24 protein-coding genes are annotated in these 25,291 nt (G+C 56.2%); 13 read left to right on the top strand and 11 right to left on the bottom strand.

The annotated features are described in order from the left end of the window. Nucleotides 1–75: 75 nt before the first annotated feature. The gene (locus FJW00_RS01595; protein WP_009089830.1) at nucleotides 76–270 is read left to right on the top strand and encodes a YoaH family protein; all 195 of its coding nucleotides are present in this window, start codon (nucleotides 76–78) and stop codon (nucleotides 268–270) included. Nucleotides 271–282: 12 nt separating this feature from the next. On the opposite strand, the gene FJW00_RS01600 is transcribed toward FJW00_RS01595, so the two are convergent. Continuing rightward, the gene (locus FJW00_RS01600; RefSeq protein ID WP_009089831.1) at nucleotides 283–627 is read right to left on the bottom strand and encodes a RidA family protein; all 345 of its coding nucleotides are present in this window, start codon (nucleotides 625–627) and stop codon (nucleotides 283–285) included. Nucleotides 628–1,364: 737 nt separating this feature from the next. On the opposite strand from FJW00_RS01600, the gene FJW00_RS22265 reads away from it, so the two are divergent. The 6 genes from FJW00_RS22265 to rnd all read left to right on the top strand — a co-directional run bounded on the left by FJW00_RS22265 (nucleotide 1,365) and on the right by rnd (nucleotide 8,602). Next, entirely contained in the window at nucleotides 1,365–1,532 is a 168-nt protein-coding gene (locus tag FJW00_RS22265; protein WP_009089835.1) for a hypothetical protein, read from the top strand. Nucleotides 1,533–2,183: 651 nt separating this feature from the next. After that, nucleotides 2,184–4,100, top strand: a complete 1,917-nt coding sequence (gene yoaA, locus FJW00_RS01610) for a DNA repair helicase YoaA (RefSeq protein ID WP_140922923.1) — start codon at nucleotides 2,184–2,186, stop codon at nucleotides 4,098–4,100. Between the two features lie 44 nt (nucleotides 4,101–4,144). Then, on the top strand, nucleotides 4,145–4,843 hold the full coding sequence (gene tsaB / locus FJW00_RS01615; RefSeq protein ID WP_140028621.1) for a tRNA (adenosine(37)-N6)-threonylcarbamoyltransferase complex dimerization subunit type 1 TsaB: 699 nt from the start codon (nucleotides 4,145–4,147) through the stop codon (nucleotides 4,841–4,843). A 60-nt stretch (nucleotides 4,844–4,903) separates the two neighbouring features. Beyond that, nucleotides 4,904–5,500 carry a Slp family lipoprotein gene (locus tag FJW00_RS01620; protein WP_033736224.1) on the top strand — a complete coding sequence of 199 codons (597 nt, stop codon included), beginning with the start codon at nucleotides 4,904–4,906 and terminating at the stop codon, nucleotides 5,498–5,500. A 205-nt stretch (nucleotides 5,501–5,705) separates the two neighbouring features. Then, the gene (gene fadD / locus FJW00_RS01625; protein ID WP_140922924.1) at nucleotides 5,706–7,382 is read left to right on the top strand and encodes a long-chain-fatty-acid--CoA ligase FadD; all 1,677 of its coding nucleotides are present in this window, start codon (nucleotides 5,706–5,708) and stop codon (nucleotides 7,380–7,382) included. A gap of 98 nt (nucleotides 7,383–7,480) precedes the next feature. Then, on the top strand, nucleotides 7,481–8,602 hold the full coding sequence (gene rnd / locus FJW00_RS01630) for a ribonuclease D (protein ID WP_058957296.1): 1,122 nt from the start codon (nucleotides 7,481–7,483) through the stop codon (nucleotides 8,600–8,602). Between the two features lie 53 nt (nucleotides 8,603–8,655). Here the strand turns inward: rnd and minE are convergent, their stop codons facing one another. Genes minE through minC form a run of 3 tightly spaced genes read right to left on the bottom strand, consistent with a single transcriptional unit; the run spans nucleotide 8,656 to nucleotide 10,489 of the window. Next, entirely contained in the window at nucleotides 8,656–8,925 is a 270-nt protein-coding gene (gene minE, locus FJW00_RS01635) for a cell division topological specificity factor MinE (RefSeq protein WP_009089844.1), read from the bottom strand. Nucleotides 8,926–8,929: 4 nt separating this feature from the next. Then, nucleotides 8,930–9,742: a septum site-determining protein MinD gene (gene minD / locus FJW00_RS01640; RefSeq protein WP_046101942.1), complete on the bottom strand. Its 813-nt coding sequence runs from the start codon at nucleotides 9,740–9,742 to the stop codon at nucleotides 8,930–8,932. 33 nt (nucleotides 9,743–9,775) lie between these two features. Beyond that, nucleotides 9,776–10,489 carry a septum site-determining protein MinC gene (minC, locus tag FJW00_RS01645; protein ID WP_009089848.1) on the bottom strand — a complete coding sequence of 238 codons (714 nt, stop codon included), beginning with the start codon at nucleotides 10,487–10,489 and terminating at the stop codon, nucleotides 9,776–9,778. A gap of 155 nt (nucleotides 10,490–10,644) precedes the next feature. Here minC and FJW00_RS01650 point away from each other — a divergent pair, with 155 nt between their 5' ends. The 3 genes from FJW00_RS01650 to ycgN all read left to right on the top strand — a co-directional run bounded on the left by FJW00_RS01650 (nucleotide 10,645) and on the right by ycgN (nucleotide 12,407). Further along, a complete protein-coding gene (locus FJW00_RS01650) occupies nucleotides 10,645–10,920 on the top strand; it encodes a YcgL domain-containing protein (RefSeq protein ID WP_009089851.1) in 276 nt (91 codons plus the stop codon). Nucleotides 10,921–11,236: 316 nt separating this feature from the next. Next, complete coding sequence (locus FJW00_RS01655) at nucleotides 11,237–11,896, top strand: fumarylacetoacetate hydrolase family protein (protein WP_140922925.1); 660 nt, start codon at nucleotides 11,237–11,239, stop codon at nucleotides 11,894–11,896. Nucleotides 11,897–11,960: 64 nt separating this feature from the next. After that, nucleotides 11,961–12,407, top strand: a complete 447-nt coding sequence (gene ycgN, locus FJW00_RS01660; RefSeq protein ID WP_009089856.1) for a cysteine cluster protein YcgN — start codon at nucleotides 11,961–11,963, stop codon at nucleotides 12,405–12,407. 57 nt (nucleotides 12,408–12,464) lie between these two features. On the opposite strand, the gene dsbB is transcribed toward ycgN, so the two are convergent. Beyond that, a complete protein-coding gene (gene dsbB, locus FJW00_RS01665) occupies nucleotides 12,465–12,995 on the bottom strand; it encodes a disulfide bond formation protein DsbB (protein ID WP_009089859.1) in 531 nt (176 codons plus the stop codon). Between the two features lie 330 nt (nucleotides 12,996–13,325). Here dsbB and fadR point away from each other — a divergent pair, with 330 nt between their 5' ends. Next, on the top strand, nucleotides 13,326–14,045 hold the full coding sequence (gene fadR / locus FJW00_RS01670) for a fatty acid metabolism transcriptional regulator FadR (protein WP_009089861.1): 720 nt from the start codon (nucleotides 13,326–13,328) through the stop codon (nucleotides 14,043–14,045). A gap of 35 nt (nucleotides 14,046–14,080) precedes the next feature. Here the strand turns inward: fadR and FJW00_RS01675 are convergent, their stop codons facing one another. Continuing rightward, nucleotides 14,081–15,616 (bottom strand): SpoVR family protein, encoded by a 1,536-nt coding sequence (locus FJW00_RS01675; RefSeq protein ID WP_009089862.1) that lies wholly within the window; start codon nucleotides 15,614–15,616, stop codon nucleotides 14,081–14,083. Between the two features lie 504 nt (nucleotides 15,617–16,120). Here FJW00_RS01675 and FJW00_RS01680 point away from each other — a divergent pair. Both FJW00_RS01680 and dadX read left to right on the top strand, forming a co-directional pair. Further along, the gene (locus tag FJW00_RS01680; RefSeq protein WP_009089864.1) at nucleotides 16,121–17,422 is read left to right on the top strand and encodes a D-amino acid dehydrogenase; all 1,302 of its coding nucleotides are present in this window, start codon (nucleotides 16,121–16,123) and stop codon (nucleotides 17,420–17,422) included. A 19-nt stretch (nucleotides 17,423–17,441) separates the two neighbouring features. Continuing rightward, a complete protein-coding gene (dadX, locus tag FJW00_RS01685; RefSeq protein WP_009089866.1) occupies nucleotides 17,442–18,512 on the top strand; it encodes a catabolic alanine racemase DadX in 1,071 nt (356 codons plus the stop codon). Here the strand turns inward: dadX and FJW00_RS01690 are convergent. The 5 genes from FJW00_RS01690 to FJW00_RS01710 all read right to left on the bottom strand — a co-directional run bounded on the left by FJW00_RS01690 (nucleotide 18,505) and on the right by FJW00_RS01710 (nucleotide 25,263). After that, entirely contained in the window at nucleotides 18,505–19,698 is a 1,194-nt protein-coding gene (locus FJW00_RS01690; RefSeq protein WP_140922926.1) for a multidrug effflux MFS transporter, read from the bottom strand. The two genes, dadX and FJW00_RS01690, sit on opposite strands and share 8 nt — an antisense overlap. A gap of 127 nt (nucleotides 19,699–19,825) precedes the next feature. Beyond that, nucleotides 19,826–21,292 (bottom strand): undecaprenyl-phosphate galactose phosphotransferase WbaP, encoded by a 1,467-nt coding sequence (gene wbaP, locus FJW00_RS01695; protein WP_033736229.1) that lies wholly within the window; start codon nucleotides 21,290–21,292, stop codon nucleotides 19,826–19,828. A 375-nt stretch (nucleotides 21,293–21,667) separates the two neighbouring features. Continuing rightward, entirely contained in the window at nucleotides 21,668–21,901 is a 234-nt protein-coding gene (locus tag FJW00_RS01700; protein WP_009089872.1) for a DUF1480 family protein, read from the bottom strand. A 78-nt stretch (nucleotides 21,902–21,979) separates the two neighbouring features. Continuing rightward, nucleotides 21,980–23,707, bottom strand: coding sequence for a potassium/proton antiporter (locus tag FJW00_RS01705; protein WP_140922927.1), 1,728 nt, complete (start codon nucleotides 23,705–23,707; stop codon nucleotides 21,980–21,982). 278 nt (nucleotides 23,708–23,985) lie between these two features. Continuing rightward, nucleotides 23,986–25,263 (bottom strand): YeaH/YhbH family protein, encoded by a 1,278-nt coding sequence (locus tag FJW00_RS01710; protein ID WP_111207572.1) that lies wholly within the window; start codon nucleotides 25,261–25,263, stop codon nucleotides 23,986–23,988. Between the last annotated feature and the right edge of the window lie 28 nt (nucleotides 25,264–25,291).

The following is a 25,291-nucleotide window of genomic DNA, read 5'->3' on the forward strand; positions in this document are numbered from 1 at the left end:
ACTGACATATTTTTTCCTGACTGGCACCTGTTAGTTCCGCGTGGGATACTGTCTGACCCAACACAGGAGCAGAACATGTTTACAGGATTACCGGCGCTCTCTCATGAGCAGCAGCAGCAGGCCGTCGAGCGTATTCAGGAATTGATGGCAGGGGGGTTATCGAGTGGTCAGGCCATCGCCCAGGTGGCGCAGGAGATCCGGCAGACTCACTCGGGCGAACAGATCCGGGCGCTCTTCGACGACGAAGATGACGAAAACGAAGAAGAATAACGCCCGCTCTGCTTAACGTGCAGCGATAATTTTTATCTCAATTTTGTACTTTGGATTTAACAGCCCGGCCTGAACCGTACAGCGCACCGGTGCATTACCGGGAGAGACCCAGGCGTCCCAGGCGCGGTTCATGGCAGGGAAATCAGCCTTATCCACCAGAAACAGCGTGGCATCAAGAATTTTGCTCTTGTCACTGCCGAGACGCGTCAGCATCGCATCAATCACTGCCAGCGCATTGGCCGTCTGCGCTTCGGCGTCGGCGTCCAGGTTTTCCGGCACGCTGGTGTAGTAGATCGTGTCATTGTGGATCACGGCTTCGGACATACGGTGTTCCGGGTCAATACGGGTAATACTCATCGGCTTCTCCCTGAATAAAGTGGGAGGTAGCCTGCCATATTCCCCGCATCGCTGTCACCCCTCACAGGCAGCGCTTAACAATCGCCTGCCTGTCTGCCATCACCTGAGGTGCCATCCGGAAGGTGGTAAAATATTTGACCTCTGCCCCTCGCCCGTGAGGCGAGACATCCGCAAAGATAGAATCCTCCCAGGTAAAGACGCTGATCGCACTGCCGCTGGGCCGGGTATGGGTGTGTCATCGCGGGCAACCACGCTGGTCGTAGACCAGCCGCGATAAATGCAGTCGCTGAGTTGAGGAACGGTGCGGGTGCTCTGGCCCTGAAAGAGGGGTTCCTGCAGACGCGCCTGATCGGGGGTGGGGGCCTGACAGCTGCAGAGCAGCAGCACGCCAGTCAGAGAGCCGATGCGGAAAGTATTCATAGCAATCCTCCGCCTGAGTCAGGCAGTCGGGTTAAGGCCATCTGCTTAACGCAGCCTGAAGACATCGTTAAGCCAGTCTCAGCACGTCAGCTTACGGTTGCCACATCCCAACGGTGGGCCGATTTAATCATTATAATCCGGGTGGTTATTTCCTGCTGTTATCCTCTGTATTTGCTGACTGCGTCACAGGCTTTAGCGGACAGGCGGGGACGGAATGCGGCAGCGGCCGGCTGGCGAGGCGCGGGAATGCAGGACAGGCCAGGCGTAAAAATGGTATAAATCAGCGAAATATCGCGCCACAGGATGAGGATGAGCACATGGCGAATACGCAGTATCTGTTTTGGGTGATGGCGGGCGCACTGACGCTGCTGTTTATTGTGATATCGGCCTTTGTCGGTCTCTCTAAAGGCAGTAAGCAGGGTTTTATTACCTTTGCCCTGCTGTTTATTGCCATGCTGGCGGGCGCGTTTTATATCCGGCACTAGCACAGCGCGGCGTCACCTCGCGATCGTTTTCAATCTGTTACAACGATCTTACGCCTGGCTCACAGTTCACAAGGAAACTCAGCGGCCTCCGGCGCCGGTTAACTATGATCAGATCAAATAGCAGTGCTGCTATTTATCACCGGAGGTAATTATGTCTGAACGTCCAGATTACGATGAGCCATTGCCAGATGATGCTGAGATCTACCCGGAAGATGAAGAAGAGGATGAGGAAGACGATCCGACCGTAAGAGATGTCTGACACCGGTCGCCCCTCTGCTAACACCGCAAAACCGCCTGTGCGCCGTTTTGCGGTTCTTTATTTCCGCAGCAGATTCATGTGCGATGAAAATAGCGTTCAATCCCGGCTTAAATAATCCTGCGCACGCACAACGTTAATGAAACCCGTCTCTCTTTCGTCGCACTGGGTTATTTCCTCTCCGTTTCTTCCCCGTATTCACGGACACCGCGAATTAAACGTTCACTGGATGTGACTTTATGCCGCAGGGGAAGCGTTAACAGCACGTTCAGGAGAACACGCACGCTGTCGGAGAACTGACCATTCCTGCATAACTTATTGATAAGCCTCCGTTTTGCTTTGTCTGTGCAATACTGACATAATTACAGTGTTTTTGCCGTTCTTAGTGAGGGTATGTGGCAGACGATTTTGCAGTGGATGGCGCGCTGGCGCTGGGTATCCCGGGTTTTAAGCCGCGGGAAGCACAACGCGAGATGGCACAGGCGGTCTCTGAAGCCGTAAAAGAGCAGGGTGAACTGGTCGTCGAAGCCGGTACCGGTACCGGTAAAACTTACGCTTACCTGGCACCCGCCTTACGGGCCAATAAAAAAGTGATTGTCTCGACCGGATCCAAAGCGCTGCAGGATCAGCTCTATGGGCGCGATCTGCCCACCATGGTCAGGGCGCTGAAGTTTAAAGGCAAAACCGCGCTGCTGAAAGGCCGCTCTAACTACCTCTGTCTGGAACGCATGGAACAGCAGTCGATGGCGGGTGGCGATCTCACCGCGCAGGCGCTCACCGATCTGGTGACGCTGCGCAGCTGGTCATCACAGACCGAAGATGGCGACATCAGCAGCTGCGCGGGCGTGACCGAAGACAGCCCGGTCTGGCCACTGGTCACCAGCACCAACGATAACTGCCTGGGCACCGACTGCCCGCGTTACAAAGAGTGCTTTGTGGTGAAGGCGCGAAAGCGCGCCATGGACGCGGATGTGGTGGTGGTGAACCACCATCTTTTCCTCGCCGACCTGGTGGTTAAAGAGGGCGGTTTTGGGGAACTGATCCCTGAAGCGGATGTGATGATCTTTGACGAAGCCCATCAGCTGCCCGACATCGCCAGCCAGTACTTTGGCCAGCAGCTCTCCAGCCGTCAGTTGCTCGACCTCGCCAAAGATATCATCATCGCCTACCGCACCGAGGTGCGCGATGCCCAGCAGCTGCAGAAATCCGCTGACCGTCTGGCGCAGTGCGCGCAGGACTTTCGCCTGTCACTGGGCGATCCCGGCTATCGCGGGAATCTGCGTGAGCTGCTGAGCGACAACGCCATTCTGCGGATGTTTACGCTGCTGGATGATGCGCTCGAACTCTGTTACGACGTCATCAAGCTCTCTCTGGGACGTTCAGCCCTGCTGGATGCCGCTTTTGAGCGCGCCGCGCTCTATCGTACCCGGCTGAAACGGCTGCGGGCCATCAACGAGCCGGGCTACAGCTACTGGTATGAATGTACCTCACGTCACTTTATCCTGGCGCTGACGCCGCTCTCCGTCGCGGAGCGTTTTCGTGAAGTGATGGATAACCGTAAAGCCGCGTGGATCTTTACCTCAGCCACCCTGGCAGTGGATGAGAAGATGGCGCACTTCTCGGAACGGCTGGGTGTCAATGCGGCAAAAAGCCTGATCCTCAACAGCCCGTTCGACTTTGCGAAGCAGGCGCTGCTCTGCGTGCCGCGCAATCTGCCTGAGCCTAACCGTCCGGGGGGCGCCCGCCAGCTGGCCACGATGATGAAGCCGCTGATTGACGCCAACAAAGGTCGCTGCTTCTTCCTCTGTACTTCACACCTGATGATGCGTGAGCTGGCGGCCGAATTTCGCGCCTCGATGACGCTGCCGGTGCTGGTGCAGGGTGAAACCAGCAAAGGCCAGTTGCTGCAGCAGTTTATTGAGAAGGGGAATGCGCTGCTGGTCGCGACCAGCAGTTTCTGGGAAGGGGTGGATGTGCGCGGGGATGCTCTGTCGCTGGTGATCATCGACAAGCTGCCTTTTACCTCACCGGAAGATCCGCTGCTGAAAGCCCGGATGGAAGATTGCCGGATTCGCGGCGGCGATCCCTTTGCGGATGTGCAGTTGCCGGATGCGGTGATCACCCTGAAGCAGGGGGTGGGACGGTTAATCCGTGACACCGACGATCGCGGCGTGCTGGTGATTTGCGATCAACGGCTGGTGTCACGCCCTTACGGCGCGCTGTTCCTGAACAGTCTGCCGCCGACGCCGCGCACCCGCGACATCCGTCGCGCCATCGCCTTTATCCGCCAGCAACCCGAACCAGACGCATAATTCTGTGCTAAGATGCGCGCCGTTTTCTTTCTTCTGAGGTAGTCATGTCAGCCCGAATTTTAGCGCTGGATACGGCGACAGAAGCCTGTTCAGCCGCGTTGCTGAATCAGCAACAGATCGATGCCCGATTCGAAATCGCCCCGCGCGATCATACCCAGCGTATTTTGCCGCTGGTCGAAGAGCTCCTGCTCGCCGGTCAGCTGGAACTGACCGATCTGGACGCGCTGGCCTTTGGGCGCGGCCCCGGCAGCTTTACCGGCGTCCGTATCGGCATTGGTATTGCGCAGGGCCTGGCACTGGGCGCAGCCCTGCCGATGATTGCGGTCTCGACGCTGGCGACGATGGCAGAAGGGGCGTGGCGTCTGCACGGCGCCCGTCGCGTACTGACCGCCATTGATGCGCGAATGGGTGAAGTTTACTGGGCAGAGTATCAGCGGGATGAGCAGGGGCGCTGGCAGGGTGAAGCCAGCGAAAGCGTGCTGACGCCCGAGGCGGCGGTGGCCAGAATGCAGGCGCTTACCGGTGAGTGGATGACCGCCGGCACCGGCTGGGAAGCCTTCCCGGCATTGCAGCAGGGGCACGCACTGACGCTGACCGCCAGTGAGGTGACCCTGCCTGCCGCACAGGATATGCTGCCGCTGGCGACGCTGGCGCTGGCGGACGGGGATACCCTGCTGCCGGAAACGGCGGAGCCGACCTACCTGCGCAATGAAGTTGCCTGGAAAAAGTTACCTGGCCGCTAAGTCGCACGCAACTTATTGTTATGCGTCCAGTCTAAGACTTTACCTAACGGGAGAGCGTCTATGTCGTCAATGTGTGGTAAAGGGCTTTCAGGTCTGCTGCTGACCTGTGTGCTGGTGTTAACGGGTTGTGTCTCTATTCCTGACACGCTGCAGGGCAGTTCCCCTCAGCCTCAGCAGGATCTGCTGCGGGTGATGAATGACCCTGCTATCTATGTCGGCCAGGAGTCGCGCTTTGGCGGTAAGGTGGTGAACGTCACCAACCTGAACGGCAAAACCCGTCTGGAGATTGCGGCACAGCCGCTGGATGAGAGCGCCAGACCTCGTCTGGGCGCGGCGTCAGTCGGCCGGATCTATGCTGACATCCACGGTTTTGTTGATCCGGTGGATGTCAGAAATCAGTACGTCACGGTGCTGGGCACGCTGAAAGGCACGGAGCAGGGCAAAATTGGCGAGGCAGATTACAAATTTGCCGTCATCGATGTGCGCGGTTATCAGCGCTGGCGTCTCGCCCAGCAGGTAACCGCACCGCCACAGCCCATGGATCCCTGGATCTGGTACGGTCCGACCCGCCATCGCGGGGGATACTGGGGACCCAATCCCTACTGGGGCATGGTTAACAGTGGCCCGACCGAGGTGCAGACCATACTGACCGAGTAACATTAAGACCTGCTATTCAGCCCGGTCGCGGTGCTCGCTGCCGGGCTTTTTATTTGTCTGTTTTCACAGCACGAAATTTAGTGATGGACTTCGCAACCTCAACATGCCGAAACAGGCAAACTGGTACAATCAGTTAAAATATTGTTAACAAACCAGATTGGCTGAGGCGGCGATGGAAATACAACATAATTATCGGGGTGGATCCTTGAATAAGGTTTGGCTGAAACGCTACCCGGCAGATGTGCCTGCCGAAATAAGTGCAGATCGTTATACCTCTCTGGTGGATCTGTTTGAGCAGGCCGCAAAACGCTACGCTGATCAACCCGCGTTCCTGAACATGGGTCAGAAAATGAGTTATCGCCAGCTGGAGGAGAAGAGCCGCGCCTTTGCCGCCTATCTCCAGCATGAACTGGGCCTGAAAGCGGGTGACCGGGTGGCGTTAATGATGCCTAACCTGCTCCAGTATCCGGTGGCCCTGTTTGGCGTGCTGCGCGCGGGAATGGTGGTGGTCAATGTCAATCCGCTCTACACGCCGCGAGAGCTGAAGCATCAGCTTAACGACAGCGGCGCCAGCGCCATTGTCATCGTCTCCAACTTCGCGCATACGCTGGAAAAGGTGGTGGCAAAAACCGCGGTCCGTCATGTCATCCTGACCCGGATGGGTGACCAGCTCGCCCCCATTAAAGCGACGCTGGTGAATTTCGTCGTCAAGTATGTCAAAAAGCTGGTGCCGAAATACCATCTGCCGGGCGCTATCTCATTCCGTCAGGTTCTGGACGTGGGGGCGACGCTGAATTATCGCCGTCCGACCGTGTCGAATGACGATCTCGCCTTCCTGCAATATACCGGCGGCACCACCGGGGTGGCTAAAGGGGCGATGCTGACGCATCGCAACATGCAGGCGAATCTTGAGCAGACGAAAGCGACCTACGGCAAACTGCTGCGTGACGGCAAAGAGTGCGTCGTCACCGCGCTGCCGCTCTATCACATCTTTGCATTAACGGTGAACGGGCTGCTTTTCCTTGAGCTGGGCGGCCAGAACCTGCTGATCACCAATCCGCGCGATATTCCTGGCTTCGTTAAAGAGCTGAGCAGGTTTCCGTTTACCGCCATCACCGGGGTCAACACGCTGTTTAATGCATTGCTGAACGATGAGCAGTTTACGAAACTCGATTTCTCCACGCTGCGGCTTTCCGCGGGCGGCGGGATGGCGGTGCAAAAAGTCGTGGCTGAACGCTGGGAAAAGCTGACCGGGCACTATCTGCTGGAGGGCTACGGCCTGACGGAGTGTTCGCCGCTGGTTTCGGTCAATCCCTACGACATTAGCTGTCATACCGGCAGCATCGGCCTGCCGGTGCCCTCGACCGATGTCCTGATCCTGGATGAAGCGGGAAATGAAGTGGCACCGGGCGAGCCGGGCGAGCTCTGCATCAGCGGCCCGCAGGTGATGCTGGGTTACTGGCAGCATCCGGAAGCGACGGCGGAAGTCCTGAAAAATGGCTGGCTCCACAGCGGTGATATTGTTACCGTTGATCAGGAAGGCTTTATTCGCATCGTCGACCGTAAAAAAGATATGATTCTGGTGTCAGGCTTTAATGTCTATCCGAATGAAATCGAAGATGTGCTGATGCAGCACCCGAAAGTGCGTGAAGCCGCGGCCATCGGGGTTCCCAGCGATCTCTCCGGTGAGGCGGTCAAAGTCTGCATCGTGAAAAAAGAGGCGTCGCTGACGAAGGAGGAGGTGCTCGATCACTGTCGCCGTCAGCTGACCGGCTACAAGGTGCCCAAAATCATTGAGTTTCGTGATGAGCTCCCCAAGACCAACGTTGGCAAGATCCTGCGGCGTGAGCTGCGCGATGAGGTGAAATCCGGCACCCGCTGAATCCGGATAAGAATTGAGGTTGAACGCCGGCATGTCCGGCGTTTTTATTGTTTTTAACATGGAGCGCCGCGCGGAGTCTGCTGCGGTGGAAATCAGACGTGAACTATTCCCTTATCGACCAGGATGATCAACTGGCAGACGTGTGCCAGAAAGCGCGCCAGCACGCGGCGGTGGCACTGGATACCGAGTTTGTGCGTACCCGCACTTATTACCCTCAGCTTGGCCTGATCCAGCTGTATGACGACGAACAACTGGTGCTGATAGACCCGCTCAACATCCGCGACTGGTCACCCTTTGTGGCGCTGCTGACCGACACCGCCGTGACCAAATTCCTGCATGCGGGCGGCGAAGATCTGGAGGTGTTCCTGCACCGTTTTGGCGTGCTGCCGACACCGATGATCGACACCCAGATTCTGGCGGCCTTCTCCGGCCAGCCACTCTCCTGGGGCTTCGCCGCGATGGTGGCGCACTTCACCCAGGTTGAACTCGATAAAAGCGAATCACGCACCGACTGGTTAGCCCGTCCCCTGACGGAACGCCAGTGTGTCTATGCGGCAGCCGACGTTCACTACCTGCTGCCGATTGCCCGTCAGCTGATGGTCAATACGGAAGAGGCGGGCAACATGGCCGCCGCACTCAGCGAGTGCGATAACCTCTGTCAGCGCCGTCTGGACAGTCTGGCCCCGGAAGAGGCCTGGCGCGATATCACCAACGCCTGGCAACTGCGTCCGCGTCAGCTGGCGGCGCTGCAGCGCCTGGCGGCCTGGCGTCTGACGCTGGCGCGTGAAAAGGATATGGCGGTTAACTTTGTGGTGCGCGAAGAAAACCTGTGGAAGGTGGCGCGCTTTATGCCGGGCTCGCTGGGTGAACTCGATCATCTGGGGCTGTCAGGACACGAAATTCGTTTTCACGGCAAAACGCTGGTCGCGCTGGTGGCGGAAGCGGCGGCACTGGAGGAGAGTGAATTACCGGCTCCGCTGGGAAATCTGATCGACCATCCGAATTACAAATCGGTCTTCAAAGCGATGAAGGCGCTGGTGCAGCAGGTCAGTGAGCAGAGTGGCTTCAGTCAGGAGTTGCTGGCGTCACGCCGTCAGATTAATCAGGTGCTGAGTCAGCACTGGGGCATTAAGCCGCAGGGGCGTCCACCGGAGTTACTGACCGGATGGCGGGGCGAACTGCTGAAACCCGGCATTGATGAGATCCTGGCGGGTTGCTGACCGGATAAATTTCCCCTGCCACTGCGCAGGGGAAATTCAGGCGGCGGTCAGAATCATTTAGTCGCGTCTTCCGTCTCCGGAAGCGTCACGTTCAGCTCCAGAATCGAGATATCATCACCTTTCTGATCGAGCTGTACCGTGACCATCTCTGGATCGATCTTCACATATTTGCAAATCACTTCCAGAATGTCACGCTTAAGTTGCGGAAGATAGTGGGGCTCACTGTCGCCCCTTCTCCGTTCTGCCACGATAATCTGCAGCCTTTCCTTGGCTATGTTGGCAGTGTTCTTCTTCCGGGATAAAAAGAAATCAAGTAATGCCATGGTTTTATCCCCCGAACAGTCGTTTCAGGAAACCCTTCTTCTCTTCTTCAATAAAGCGGAAGGGGCGTACTTCACCGAGCAACCGTTCAACGGTATCGGCATAGGCTTTGCCAGCATCAGATTCACCGTCCAGGATCACCGGTTCGCCCTGGTTGGAGGCACGTAATACCGACTGATCTTCCGGGATGACGCCGACCAGAGGAATGCGCAGGATTTCCAGCACATCTTCCATGCTCAGCATATCGCCACGGCTGACGCGACCCGGGTTGTAGCGGGTCAGCAGCAGGTGCTCTTTTACCGGCTCCTGACTGTTTTCTGCGCGACGGGATTTAGAGGAGATGATGCCGAGAATACGGTCGGAGTCACGGACTGAAGAGACTTCCGGGTTGGTGGTGATGATGGCTTCATCGGCAAAGTAGAGCGCCATCAGGGCGCCGGTTTCAATCCCTGCCGGTGAATCGCAGACGATGAAATCGAACTCCATCGCGGCCAGATCGTTCAGGACTTTTTCAACGCCTTCACGGGTCAGCGCATCTTTGTCGCGGGTCTGTGACGCAGGCAGAATGTAGAGCTGCTCGGTGCGTTTGTCGCGGATCAGCGCCTGGTTCAGGGTGGCATCGCCCTGGATGACGTTGACGAAATCGTAGACCACACGGCGCTCACAGCCCATGATCAAATCCAGATTACGCAGACCGATATCGAAGTCGATCACGACCGTTTTCTTGCCTTTCTGCGCTAAACCGGTGGCGATGGCCGCGCTTGACGTGGTCTTACCAACGCCCCCTTTACCGGATGTAACTACAATAATGCGTGCCATAAATGTTGATTTCCTTAACAAAAGAAAAGGGGCCTAATTAAGTGTCTGGATAGTCAGCGCGCCATCCTGCAGGCACAGGCGCGCAGCTTTACCAAAAAATTCTTGCGGGATCTGATCCATGATCCAGTACTCCCCGGCAATCGAAACCAGCTCAGCGGCCAGGTTAGTACAGAATATCTGGCAGTTGCGGTCACCGCTGGCACCCGCCAGGGCGCGACCGCGCATCATGCCGTAAATGTGAATATTGCCATCAGCAACCAGTTCGGCACCGGCGCTGACGCTGCTGGTGATGATCAAATCGGCATCACGTGCATAAATCTGCTGGCCTGAGCGCACCGGGGTGTTCACGATGCGGGTTTTCGCGGCCACCGCTTCCGCTGCCACCGGCTGCGGTTCAGGCACAGCGGCAGGGGCAGGGGCTTGCACCTGCGGCCTGGCCTCTTTACCCTCTGCCAGTACCGGCAAACCGGCACGGGCGATCATGCGTTTCAGCGCCTCATCCTTGCAGCCGCTTACGCCAACAATGCGTAAGCCGGTGGCAAGAATCGCCTGCTGCAACTGCTTCCAGTTAACATCGGCACTCAGGGTGGCAACGTTAAGCACCACCGGGGCGTTTTTCAGGAAGTCCGGAGCCTGGTCAATCTTGTCCTGAAGTGCCTTGCGAATCACCGCCGGGTCATGGTGATGCAAATGGACGACAGACAGGGTGAAACTGCTACCTTTGAATTCGATTGGCGTTTGCGACATCTGTCCCGACTCAGTCCTGTTTTCACTACCGTCAGCCAGGCGATGATAAAATCGTCACTGAAGCGCTAACGGTGAATATTCGAAGTTCTGCAAGCATGTTATAGTTACAGCTATATTCAGACAAGCCTCAACCCCGGTTAATTCGAGTAAAAAATATGTTTTGTGTGATCTACAGAAGCCCGTTACGTGACCAGACTTATCTCTATGTTGAAAAAAAGGACGATTTCTCCCGCGTGCCGGAGGAATTGCTGAAAGGGTTTGGCAAGCCGCAGCTGGCGATGGTGCTAAAGCTGGCGGGGCGCGACAGGCTGGCAAATGCGGATATCAATAAAGTTAAGCAGGGATTGAGCGAGCAGGGCTATTATTTGCAGATTCCACCGCCGATCGAAAGTCTGCTGAAAATTCATTTAGAGGCCGATAAAAAAGTTTAACTCGGATTCTTCTGTAAATATAAATCCTGCCGTCGCGATTTTGTCAGGATAATATTGCTCTGAGGCTGCGCAGAATTAACGGCGCAGCTTATCTGTTTTCACTCTCATTAAATTTCCTGCCCGGCTTTTTGCCCTTATTTGTACGATTATTCAGCACTTCGGCGGCGCTGTTTACGCTTTTTGACAAATTCCGCACCCCGGACCGTTAAAAGGATCTTATTATCTCGCCATGAGGCTGGCAGATTGACCAGCGCAAAAGCAAACATCAACCCGCCAGCAGTGCTGGCATCACACCTAACCTGAACAGGGGATGAGCATGTATCAGCATCGTAACTGGCAAGGCGCTCTGTTAGATTTTCCGGTCAGCAAAGTGGTTTGCGTCGGCAGTAACTACGCAAAACACATCAAAGAGATGGGGAGCGCCACCCCAACAGAACCGGTGATCTTCATCAAGCCGGAAACGGCGCTCTGTGATCTGCGTCAGCCGCTCTCTATCCCGGATGCGTTTGGCGAAGTGCATCATGAAGTTGAACTGGCCGTGCTGATTGGCGCAACCCTGAAACAAGCAACCGAAGAGCATGTGGCGAAGGCCATTGCAGGCTATGGTGTGGCGCTGGATCTGACGCTGCGTGACCTGCAGGCCGGGCTGAAAAAAGCGGGCCAGCCGTGGGAAAAATCGAAAGGCTTCGACAATGCCTGCCCCATCTCCGGTTTTATCCCGGTCGCGGAGTTCAGCGACGATCCGCAGAATGTGGAGCTTAAGCTGCTGGTGAATGGTGAAGTGCGTCAGCAGGGCAGCACGGCAGATATGATTCATAAAATTCTGCCGCTGATTGCCCACATGAGTCGCTACTTCACGCTGCGCGCCGGCGATGTGATTCTGACCGGTACGCCGGAAGGGGTGGGTCCGATGCGCGCCGGCGACCAGATCGAAGTCTCTCTGGCGGGGCATGGGATCAGCACGCGCGTGCTCTAAAGACTTGCATCACCACCGCATAGGCTTTATAAGGTGCGGTTTAGGCACACTGCGGACAATCATCATGACTGACACCCCTTTCTGGCAACATAAACGCCTGGCACAAATGAGCGATGAGGAATGGGAATCCTTATGTGATGGATGCGGCCAGTGCTGCCTGAACAAGTTGCAGGACGCCGACACGGATGAGATCTATTTCACTAACGTCGCCTGCAACCAGCTCAATATCAAAACCTGCCAGTGCCGCAACTATGAGCGCCGCTTTGAGTTAGAAGAGGATTGCATCAAGCTGACCCGTGAAAACCTGACCACCTTCAACTGGCTGCCGCGTACCTGCGCCTACCGGTTGCTGGGCGAGGGCAAGGGCTTACCGGCCTGGCATCCGCTGCGCGCCGGTTCGAAAGCGCAGATGCACGCACAGCGTATTTCGGTGCGCTACATTGCGGTTCGCGAGAGTGAAGTGCGGGACTGGGAAGATCACATCATCGATCGGCCCGATCGCAACGGCTGAGTGCCGCTGTCCGGGACAGGATGAAAAAAAGGCTGCCACGGGCAGCCTTTTTTCTGTTCAGCGACCAAACAGGTCGCGCCGTTTTGCTTTAAAAGGCTGGGCAATCAGCACCAGCACCGCCACCAGCAGATAAGCGGCAAATACCCCAATCATCCATTGCGGCATACTGAGCGTCAGAAAGGTCCAGCTGCGCTCGGCGCAGTCACCGCTGGCGAGAAACACCGACGGCAGCCACTTATCCAGCGGCAGACCGCTGGGGAAGCGGGCGGCAAAATCACAGGTGGTAAAGGGGTTAGGGTGCAGCTGAATCATGGTGTGTTCCCAGGAGAGACGCAGACCTTCCCAGGCACTGTAGATCCATAACGCCAGCGCCGCCAGACGCAACGGCGATTTTGGCGCAATCGCGCCGACCAGACCCGCGCCCATCACACCAAACAGCGCGTTGCGCTCGTAGATACACATGACGCAGGGCTTCAGGCCCATCACATGCTGAAACCATAATGCCGTGAGCTCCAGCGCCAGTGCAGTCAGTGCCAGTAATAACCAGGCTCCGCGGCCCCGGGAACAGTGATTCAGATATCGCAACATATTGCATTCCCTGTAAACGTTAATGCCACGCAGTGTAAACCAAAAGCGGGGGCAAACCAGCCCGGGCCAGCGAAAAATCGTATCCGGACATGACCTCAGACTGATCCAGAACAGGTTATGTGAAAATAAGCCGCGTGTTTTGCGATTATGGGGCGTCTGGCATTTTGCTGCGCAATCAGCTTTACTCCGTTAGCCCCCAGGAGCACCGGAGAGGCAACCTGAAATATGCGCTGCGCCCGGTTTTAATGGTTGCGCAGGCTATATCCGCTATAGGGCGTCTGGTATGATGAGTGCCCATCACGATTAGAAAAGCAACGAGAACACATTGCTATGGTTATAAAGGCGCAGAGTCCAGCGGGATTTGCTGAAGAGTACATTATTGAAAGCATCTGGAACAGCCGCTTTCCCCCGGGGTCGATTCTTCCTGCTGAGCGTGAGCTTTCTGAATTGATCGGGGTGACACGTACGACCCTGCGTGAAGTGCTGCAGCGCCTGGCGCGTGATGGCTGGCTGACGATTCAGCACGGTAAACCGACCCGGGTGAATGATTTCTGGGAGACCTCTGGCCTGAATATCCTCGAAACCCTGGCGCGCCTCGACCACGACAGCGTGCCGGTGCTGATCGACAACCTGCTGTCAGTGCGCAGCAATATCTCTTCCATCTTTATCAGCCGAGCACTGCGTCATCATCCTGACAAGGCGCGTGAGGTGCTGGAGACGGTCGATGCGACGGCCGACCAGGCGGATGCCTATACCGAACTCGACTACCGCGTCTTCCGCGGTCTGGCGTTTGCTTCCGGCAACCCGATTTATGGTCTGATCCTTAACGGCCTGAAAGGGCTCTACACTCGTGTGGGACGTCACTACTTCTCAAATCCCGAAGCCCGTCAGGTGGCACGTGATTTTTATCTGACGCTGCTGGCGCTGTGTGACACATCGCCGGGACAGGATGAGATTGTGGAGGTGGTGCGCAACTACGGTCGCCGCAGCGGTGAAATCTGGCACAGCATGCAGAAGAATCTGCCTGACGATCTCGGCAATAAACGATAAAAAAAACCGGACATCGCGTCCGGTTTTTTATGCGGTCAGAGTGAGGTATTTCGCGGCGGGTTGCGGTCCAGCAGCTCAACGCTGCCATCCTCATTCTGTTGCTCCAGAATCACATCAAATCCCCACAGCCGATGCACGTGCTTCAGCACTTCGCGGCGGCTCTTGTCCAGCGGCGTGCGGCTCTGCGGTACATAGCGCAGGGTCAGCGAACGGTCACCGCGCAGATCGACATTATAAACCTGAATATTGGGTTCGAGATTACTCAGGTTGTATTGGGCAGAGAGCTGCTGGCGGATCGCCCGATAGCCAGCCTCATCGTGAATGGCGGCGATTTCGAGATAGTTGTTGCGGTCATCATCCAGCACGGTAAACAGCCGGAAGTCGCGCATCACCTTCGGCGACAGGAACTGGCTGATGAAGCTCTCATCCTTAAACTCACGCATCGCAAAATGGAGCGTATCCAGCCAGTCAGAACCCGCAATATCCGGGAACCAGTAGCGATCCTCTTCGGTAGGGGACTGACAGATACGCTTGATATCCTGCATCATCGCGAAGCCCAGAGCATAGGGGTTAATGCCGTTATACCACTGGCTGTTATAGGGCGGCTGATAGACCACATTGGTATGGCTGTGCAGAAACTCCATCATGAAGCGTTCCGACACTTTACCTTCGTCATAGAGGTGATTAAGGATGGTGTAGTGCCAGAAGGTTGCCCAGCCCTCATTCATCACCTGAGTCTGCTTCTGCGGATAGAAATACTGGCTCACCTTGCGCACAATGCGCAGGATCTCACGCTGCCACGGCTCCAGCAGCGGCGCATTCTTCTCCATGAAATAGAGCAGGTTCTCCTGCGGCTCAGAAGGATAGCGTGCGGCTTCGAACGTGACCGCCTCTTTTTCACGCCGCGGCAGCGTGCGCCAGAGCGTGTTCACCTGACTCTGCAGATACTCCTCCCGGCTTTTCTGGCGGGCTTTCTCCTCCTGCAGAGAGATCTTCTGCGGGCGTTTATAGCGATCCACGCCATAATTCATTAAGGCGTGGCAGGAGTCGAGCAGCCGCTCCACCTCTTCAACGCCATAACGCTCTTCGCAGTCACTGATATAGTTTTTGGCAAACAGCAGGTAATCGACAATCGATCCGGCATCCGTCCAGCTACGGAACAGGTAGTTATTTTTGAAGAAAGAGTTATGACCATAGCAGGCATGTGCCATCACCAGCGCCTGCATGGTCATGGTGTTCTCTTCCATCAGGTAGGCGATGCAGGGATTGGAGTTGATGACAATCTCATAGGCCAGGCCCTGCTGACCGTGCTTATAGCGCTGCTCGGTTTCGATAAACTTTTTGCCGAATGACCAGTGTGAATAGTTGATTGGCATGCCGACGCTGGAATAGGCATCCATCATCTGTTCAGAGGTAATCACTTCGATTTGGTGCGGGTAGGTATCCAGACGGTAGAGCTTCGCGACGCGGTCGATCTCCGCTAAGTAGACATCAAGCAGTTCGAATGTCCAGTCTGGTCCGTCATTGAGTCGTTTGCTGTCTCTGATGGCTTCGTCAAAGATTGTCGTCATAGCGCACCTCTTTGTGGCAAACCGGCTGACCCGAAAGACAACCCGTTCTGGTTATTTAAGGCTTCATCCTGAAAAAGGGAACCCGAAAAAAACTGAGCGAACACAACAATGATAGCCCACTGTCGCCTATCCGAAATGCGAACTCAAATGAAATCTTTGGCACAAAATCATTAAGTGTGAGGCAACAGGGAATTTAACCGTTTTTAATTCGACCCATACGCCCGATTGCGGAATAAAATCCTGTTTATAAGTGGAATGTATGAGGTTGAATGATTCTCCTGCCATGCGCAGATTTAACTGCCTTTGTTGTCATTTATTTCTGCTTTTAAGGAATAAGGCGCATAAAGCGCTGAAATTCATCGTGCAGCAAGATTTTAGTTACCTGAAAAGTGAAAAAGATGTGAAATGGATGCTGTGATTTCGGGGTGGTGTCCGCTGCGGTGATCCGCTGACTATCATCTTCTGAACAGTGAATTATGCTTTTAGACGTTGGATGGGGAAACTATGCACGTAGTGATTCTTGGAAGTGGGGTTGTCGGCGTAGCCAGTGCCTGGTATCTGGCGCGAGCCGGACATCAGGTCACCGTCATCGATCGTCAGCCTGCCGCGGCGATGGAAACCAGCGCGGGCAATGCCGGTCAGATCTCGCCAGGTTATGCCGCCCCCTGGGCCGCGCCAGGCGTGCCGCTGAAAGCGGTCAAGTGGATGTTCCAGCGCCACGCGCCGCTGGCTATCCGGCTGGATGGCAGCAGCTTTCAGCTGGAGTGGATGTGGCACATGCTGCGCAACTGCGACATCAACCACTATCAGCAGAATAAAAGCCGCATGGTGCGGATTGCCGAATACAGCCGGGACTGCCTGAAAGCGCTGCGGAGTGAAACCGGCATCGCCTATGAAGGCCGGCAGGGCGGAACGCTGCAGCTGTTCCGCACCCAGCAACAGTTCGACAGCGCCAGCAAGGATATTGCGGTGCTGCGTGACGCGGGGGTGCCTTATGAACTGCTGCAGGCCGATGAGCTGTCACGTGTGGAACCTGCACTGGCGGCAACCCGGCATAAACTCACCGGTGGATTACGTCTCCCCAACGATGAAACCGGCGACTGTCAGCTCTTTACCCAGCGGCTGGCAAAGATGGCCGAAGAGGCGGGCGTGGTATTCCGCTTCAACACCCCGGTCGATCATCTGCTGCGCGACGGAAATCGCATTTATGGCGTGAAGTGCGGTGATGAGATCATCAAAGCAGACAGCTATGTGGTGGCCTTTGGCTCTTACTCCACGGCGCTGCTGAAGAACGTTCTGAGCATCCCGGTTTATCCGCTCAAGGGTTATTCACTCACCATTCCGATCAAAAATCCCGACGCCGCACCGGTTTCCACCATCCTCGATGAAACCTACAAAGTGGCGGTGACCCGGTTTGACGATCGTATCCGCGTTGGCGGGATGGCAGAGATTGTTGGTTTTAACACCAAACTGACCGAAGCGCGGCGGGAAACGCTGGAGATGGTGGTCAGTGATCTCTATCCTGAAGGCGGTCATCTTGCACAGGCGAGTTTCTGGACCGGTTTACGTCCTATGACGCCAGACGGTACGCCAATTGTCGGCGCCACCCCCATCTCTAATCTCTGGCTCAACACCGGTCACGGAACGCTGGGCTGGACGATGGCGTGTGGTTCAGGGCAGTTACTGGCCGATCTGATCTCCGGTAAAACGCCGGCGATTGCGGCGGATGACTTAGCGGTATTCCGCTACTTACCTGGTTTCGCGGCGACCTCATCGCCGCTGCGTAACGCCAGCGCAACTCGTTAAGTATTCAGGGAGAGAGAGGATGTCACGTCCGATTGTCGCGACCATCAACCCGGAGGCGTTACGTCATAACCTGGCTATCGTGCGCCAGGCCGCCCCCGCATCCCGCGTCTGGTCAGTGGTTAAAGCCAATGCTTACGGCCACGGTATTGATCGGGTACGCGAGCCGCTGTCTGACACCGATGGCTTCGCGCTGCTCAATATGGAAGAGGCGATCCTGCTGCGCGAGCGCGGCTGGAACAAACCGATTCTGCTGCTGGAAGGCTTTTTCAGGCCGGAAGATTTGCAACTGATCGACCGCTATCGCCTGACCACCAGCGTTCACAGTAACTGGCAGATTAAAGCGCTGGCGAACGCCAGACTCTCAGCGCCGGTGGATATCTATCTTAAGGTCAACAGCGGGATGAACCGGCTCGGTTTTCGGCCGGAACAGGTCAGCGGGGCCTGGCAGAGCCTGCGTGCGCTGAGCAACACAGGCGAGATGACGCTGATGGCGCATTTTGCTGACGCCGAAAACCCCGAGGGACTGATTGCGCCCATGCAGCGCATTGAGCAGGCGGCAGAAGGACTCAACTGTCCGCGATCGCTCTCCAACTCCGCCTGTACGCTGTGGCATCCCGAAGCGCATTTCGACTGGGTTCGCCCGGGTATCGTGCTCTATGGTGCGTCACCCAGCGGCGACTGGCAGGATATCGCGGGCAGCGGCCTGAAACCGGTGATGACGTTAAGCAGTGAGATCATCGCCGTGCAGCAGCTGCAGGCGGGCGACGGGGTCGGCTACGGCTACCGCTATCATGCCAGCGCCGCGCAGCGGATTGGCGTGGTCGCCTGTGGTTATGCCGACGGCTATCCACGGCATGCCCCGACCGGCACCCCCGTCTGCGTTGACGGCGTGATGACCCAGGTCGTCGGCGCGGTGTCGATGGATATGATCACGGTGGATCTGACCCCCTGTCCCCAGGCGGGAATCGGCTCAGCGGTTGAGCTGTGGGGCGAGCAGGTGAAAATCGATCAGGTGGCGAAAGCAGCCGGAACGGTAGGGTACGAGCTGATGTGCGCGCTGGCACCCCGCGTTCCGGTCACTCTCAGCTAAGCGCGGTCAGACTGCCGCGCATTTTTCTGCTGCAGCGCCAGGCGATAAAGGCCAGCGCTGCACCCATCAGCATCATCAGACTCAGTGACAGCTTCTCCGCCACCGGCAGTGTGACAATAATCAGGCTGCCTGCGGCACCGCCCGCCATCTGAATAAATCCCTGTAACGCCGACGCCACACCGGCCTGCTGCTGGTAAGGCTCCAGCGCATAGCTGGTGGCCGGGCCAACGGTGAAGGCCAGACCGGCAACAGAAACCGCCACCGGGAACATGTAGAGCGCCCAGTGCGTCTGCATCGCCGCCGGGAAGATCTGCATCCCGGCAACCAGCAGCACCGCGCCCAGCAGCATGGTGAAGAATCCCATCGCCAGGCAGAAAGGCCGGCCCGCCTTGCGAATCGCTTTATTGACGAACATGCTGACAAACATGATCCAGAAACCATTTGCGCCAAAAGCAAAGGAGAACTGGATCGGCGTCAGCCCGCCTTCGGTCATCAGCACCTGAGGTGCCAGCGATACGTAGGTCAGCACCATGCCCAGTGCACCGGCATTGGCGAACGCAAACGCCAGAAAGCGTGGCTGACGCAGGATGGCGGCGTACTGCTTCACCGGTAAGCCTTTTACCCGCAGGGTATCTGCCGGACGCGTCTCGGGCAGGCCGATCAGCACCAGCAGCGTAATCACCACACCATAGGCGCAGAGGAACCAGAAGGGCGCGCGCCAGCCGAAGGCGCTGGCCAGCAGGCCGCCCAGCAGCGGGGCCAGCGCCGGGACAATGTTCAGTGCGCCATTCAGAAAGCCGTAAGCGCGGGCAGCGGCATCGCCACTGAGGCGGTCACGCACGCCGCTGAAGGCGACGACCGCGCTGCAGCAGACGCCGCAGCCCTGCACCAGACGGGCAATCACGAACAGCGGGAAGGAGGTGGCGGTGGCGGCAATCACGCTGCCGGCGATGTAGAGCGCCAGCCCCAGCAGAGCGATGGGCTTACGGCCATAATTGTCCACCAGCGGCCCGGTCACCAGCTGTCCCAGCCCCATCACCAGCAGAAAGAGAGGAATGGTGGTCTGCACCAGACTGACCGGGGTATTCAGCCCTTCAGCAATCTGCGGCAGCGTGGGCAAATAGAGGTCAATGCCTAAGGGTGCCAGCAGCACCAGGCTCAATAACAATAAAGTAAATTTTTGCATAACAACCAGAGGGTAAACGTTCTGTTAAAAAACGAGCCGAAGAGGGTAATGATTCAGAGGGGAAAAAGAAAGCGTAAGCTGTGCGGAAAGTGCGATGCCTGCTTTTTACAGGCATCGCGGCTTTAACTCAGTAAGCGCCGTCGCGACGTAACACGACGCCTGCGGTTTTGAACAGAATGGCAATATCGGTCCAGAGTGCCCAGTTTTTCACATACCAGGAGTCAAAGTAGACGCGGGTATCGTAGTCGATATCGTTGCGTCCGCTGACCTGCCACAGGCCGGTCATGCCGGGCTTGGCCATCAGATAGTAATCCACATCGCCGGCGTAACGCTCCAGCTCCGCCTCAATTACCGGGCGCGGGCCGACCAGGCTCATCTCACCGCGGATCACGTTCCACAGCTGCGGTAACTCGTCGAGGCTGGTTTTACGCAGGAAGCCACCGATACGGGTAATGCGCGGGTCATTCTTCAGTTTGAAATCTTTGTCCCACTCCATTCGGGCTTCTTCACTGGTCGCCAGCAGCTTCTCCAGCACCTCTTTAGAATTGGTCACCATGGAACGGAATTTCAGACATTTGAATTTTTTGCCATCCTGACCCACACGCTCATGCCCATAAATCGCATTGCCGCCATCGCGCTTCACCATAAAGCAGAGCAGGGCGAAGATCGGGCCGAGGAACAGCAGCAGCATGGAGGCGACGACAATATCAAAGGTCCGCTTCAGGAAGCGCGAAGAGTGCTTCGCCAGGTTGTTGCTGACACGCAGGATCATCACTTCATGACTGAAGATAAAGGACATGTCGGTGCCGTAGAGCGGCACGCCGCGCAGCGTCGGGATCACGGAAACCGAACGGCAGTTCATCTTCGACAGGAATTTCAGCCAGCGGTCACGCATCGGCTGCTGCTCATACTCCATGGCCACAATAAACTGCACGTTGTCGCGGTCAATGGTCTGCCAGTTAATGTCTTTCCAGGTGATTACTGGCACGCCATTGACGCTCTGCTGAGAGGGCTCATCGTCGACAGAGATAAAGGCCTGCACGTTGTAGCCCAGGATCTCCTCACTCTGCAGGGCAGCATAAGCTTCGGTAGCGTTGCGGCCGGAGCCGATGATGATGGTCTCTTTCTGCCACTGGCCCGCCCGGTTAATGGCGCGTTTGACCAGCGTTCGCATCAGCGGCAGCAGCAGCAGGGCATATGTCCAGCTGAAAACCCACACCATGCGGGAGAAGTCCCATTTCGAAAACGCGATCAGCGCGAGGTCGAGCAGTGAGAAAACAAACAGCGTTTTTACAATCTCTTTCAGCTCGAACCAGAAGGGTTTGCGATAGGTGTAGTGACGCAGACGAACCCAGAACCAGCCGGTGCACATCACGGACATAATAAACTGCGCCACAAAACGGTATTCGATCTGATGCGGGGGAATAAACGTATCCAGCTCGCCCCAAATACCCTGAATGGTTGCGGCGGATAAAAATAATGCGAGGTTGAGTGCAATCAGATCGGAAAAGCTCAGGGCGAATTTCACGATGATATTTTTACGCGTGCCGCTCCATGAGCGGCTCGGGCTATTCATTATCAATGTACTTGCCATAAAACCTGCTCTCTTTCTTAAGTAAAAGATGGCCTGACCAGAATCAGGGACGCGCTCAGGAGTGAGCCACCGAAAAATTAAAAATAATTTTCAGTCTGTTGCAGTCAGTAAAGCCAGTACAGCTGCAAAAAAGATGAAGATTAAAGCGTGATGGTACTCACGAAATGTTGCAGCATTGAGAATGAGTATGCAGGAGATATTTGACGGCGTTAATACGGAAAAAATCTGAAAACAACAAAAGTGATTAAAGTTTTAAACGGCTAACGCCATGTAATATATGGATAAAATAAGCAGGGGTGCAGTTATAACTAAACTGTTTAAGACGCTTTTTAGGAATTACCGCCAAATCTCGCGACTGGCGGTAGTGATAAGACATCAGGCGGGTCTTTTTAAAATCCAGCGGTCCTGCTCTTTATCATAATGACCAATCTGCAGATCCACCGGTTTTCCATCAATCCACGCCGGTACGCTGGTATCGCGATCCCAGCCGTCGAGTTGGGTAATTAAGCCGGGATTGGTGTGACAGGGAATGCTGACGGTGTCAGGGTGCTCACCGTCAAGATCGGCATCAACAATCTCATAACGACCAATTTTAACCACGTGTCCCATTCATTTCTCCCGTTTTTTCTGGCACAGAGCTGTAAGCTTAGCGTATCAACAGAAAATAACGTGGCTGAATGATTAGGATTATTCCTTCTCTTCTGCCGGCCGGACACCAATTTTCACGATACGATTATCCTCTTTTTCCGCCACGGTCCAGGTCAGCTCATTCCATTCAACCTGATCCCCCACCACCGGCGCGCCACCCAGCATGCCCAGCATCAGCTGTCCCAGCGACTGCTGATCGTTGGTGCTCTCATCCAGTTCCAGCCCGTAGATCTGCGCGACGTCGCGCAGGCGTGCTTCTGCATCCAGAATAAAGTCACCAAAGAACCGCTGGTCGAGCGAAACCGGCGGCGACTGACTGAACATTTTGCCCAAGGCTGGCAGGTCGCGCTCACGGCCAATCACGCAGATCACATCGTTCTCTTTGAGGCGTGTCCCGCCGTTGGGATGCATCAGCACATTGTCACGAAACAGGGCGGCGATGCGGGTCTCGCGCGGCATCTTCAGATCGCGCAGCGCAGCTCCAATACACCACTTGTCGGCGCTGAGCTGATAAACAAACTGCTCCCACGGATTCTCCGGATGGATATCCAGACCGATACGGCTGATGGGGGAGGCCGTCGGCGGCACCACCACCTTGGCTTTTTTTGCCGCAAAGCCCAGCGAGGTTCCCTGCAACATCAGCGAGACCAGCACCACAAAGAAGGCGATGTTGAAATAGAGCGAGGCGTTTTCTAATCCGGCCATCATCGGGAACACCGCCAGGATAATCGGCACCGCTCCGCGTAACCCGACCCAGCTGATAAAGAAGCGTTCACGGGTGGTAAAACTGCGGAACGGCAGCAGGCCAACAAACACCGATAGGGGGCGCGCCACCAGAATCAGCCACAGTGAGAGGATCATCGCCGGCACGGCGATGTGCCACAAGTCGGAAGGGGTGACCAGCAGCCCCAGCACAATGAACATGCCAATCTGGCTCAGCCACGCCATACCATCAAAGGTCTGCAGAATACCGTGGCGGTTGCGAATCGGACTGTTGCCGAGTAAAAAGCCGCAGAGATAGACCGCCAGGATGCCGCTGCCCTCCAGCACGGTGGTTAGCGCGAACACCAGAATGCCGCCACTCAGCGCCAGCAGCGGATAGAGGCCACCCGCCAGGCTGATGCGGTTAATCAGCTGCTGCAGCGCCCAGCCGCCGCCCAGGCCCAGCACGATCCCCAGGCCGAACTGCTGCACCAGGTGCACCAGAAACATCCAGTCAAGCCCGCTGCGGCCCTGTTCGATCATCTCAATCAGGGTGATGGTCAGAAACACCGCCATCGGGTCGTTGCTGCCTGACTCGATTTCCAGTGTCGAGCTGACGCGCTCGTTCAGGCCCTTATCACCCAGCAGGGAGAAGACCGCGGCGGCATCCGTGGAGCCGATAATCGCGCCAATCAGGAATCCCTGCATCATATCCAGCTTAAACAACCAGGCGGCAACCACACCGGTTAAGCCGGCGGTGATCATGACGCCGATGGTAGCCAGCGACAGCGCGGGTCCCAGCGCGACCTTAAACGAACTGGCTTTGGTGCGCATGCCACCATCCAGCAGGATGATTGCCAGCGCCAGGTTGGAAATCAGATAGGCCGCCGGATAGTTATCAAAGGCGATGCCTCCGATACCATCGACCCCGGTCAGCATACCCAGCGCAAGGAAGATGACCAGAATAGGAATGCCCAGCCTGGATGAGAAAGAGCTGAGCAGAATGCTCGATGCGACCAGCACGGAACCGATGATAAACAGACTGTAGACGATAGTGTGGTTCAAACCCGGTCTCCTGAGATATGACGGTGCGATGCCCAAGCGGTGATAAATATCCATGCTATCTCTGAAAGATAATGGTTTATCAAGGAGTTGTCATTGTGAAAATGCACATTATACGAATTGCTTAAACGTATACGGAATCAGATTAATGTGAAGAATGAGGGGGTTGGCAGGCAAGGGGAGGAAAACAGGTTGTTTTAACAGGTTATTCAGCTGATAAAAAAAGCCGGTGGTTAACCGGCTTCGTGTAAAAAAGAGCGTCACTCTGCAATGTCTGCGAATCAGGCTTCCGTGGCCTGTTTGTGAAACAGTGAACGAAACACCGGGTAGATATCTTCCGGTTCACGGATGTGCTCAATCGCAAAGTTGTCGAACATCGCCTGCAGATGCTCATATTCGCGCCACAGCGTCTGATGGGCACGGCGGGTGATTTCGATATAACTGTAATAGCGCACCACCGGCAGAATGTGCTTCGCCAGAATCTCATGACAGAGGGGCGAATCGTCGGCCCAGTTATCGCCATCGGACGCCTGCGCCGCATAGATGTTCCACTGCGCCGGGTCATAGCGATCCTTCACCACCTCATCCATCAGTTTCAGCGCACTGGAGACGATAGTTCCGCCCGTCTCCTGCGAGTAGAAGAACTCCTGCTCATCCACCTCTTTCGCCTGGGTGTGGTGACGGATGTAGACCACATCGACGTTCTTGTAGGTGCGGCTCAGGAACAGATAGAGCAGGATATAGAAGCGTTTCGCCATATCCTTGGTCGCCTGATCCATGGAACCGGAGACATCCATCAGACAGAACATCACCGCCTGGCTGGAGGGCTCCGGGCGCTTCTCAAAGTTTTTATAGCGCAGGTCGAAGGTGTCGATAAAGGGCACCCGCTCAATGCGGGCCCGCAATTCGGCAATCTCTTTGCGCAGCCGCTCCTCCTCCAGCAGCTGTGCCGGTTCGGTGTTCTCCACCTGCAGAAGCGTCTCTTCCAGTTCGTGCAGCATCCGGCGTTTGCCCGCCGTCATCGCTGTACGCCGCGCCAGCGAGTTCTGCAGCGAGCGCACCACGCTGATATTGGCGGGTACGCCGTTAGAGGTAAAACCCGCCCGGTGGGTCTTGTATTCGTTCAACTGACGATGCTGGTTGCGGCGCAGGTTAGGCAGGGCGAGATCTTCAAACAGCAGGTCAAGATACTCATCTTTCGAGATCTGAAAGACAAACTCATCCTGACCTTCACCATCCTGACTGGCATTGCCCTGACCACTGCCGCCACCGCCTCCACCACCCTGAGGCCGTTCGATGCGGTCATTCTGCACAAAATGGTCGTTACCCGGATGGACCCGATGGCGATTTCCGCCCCGTCCCTGATGGAAGATCGGCTCATTGATGTCGTCAATCGGGATTGAGACAGACTCACCGCTGCTGACGTCGGTCACCGAGCGTTTATTGATGGCCTCGGAGATCGACTGCTTGATTTGTGACTTGTAACGGCGCAAGAAGCGCTGGCGGTTGACCGCGCTCTTGTTTTTGCCGTTCAGCCGGCGATCGATGAAATAGGCCATGGTATTCCCCCAAACTGCATTGTAAGCA

It is taken from the genome of Pantoea anthophila (assembly GCF_006494375.1).
Lineage (GTDB): Bacteria > Pseudomonadota > Gammaproteobacteria > Enterobacterales > Enterobacteriaceae > Pantoea > Pantoea anthophila.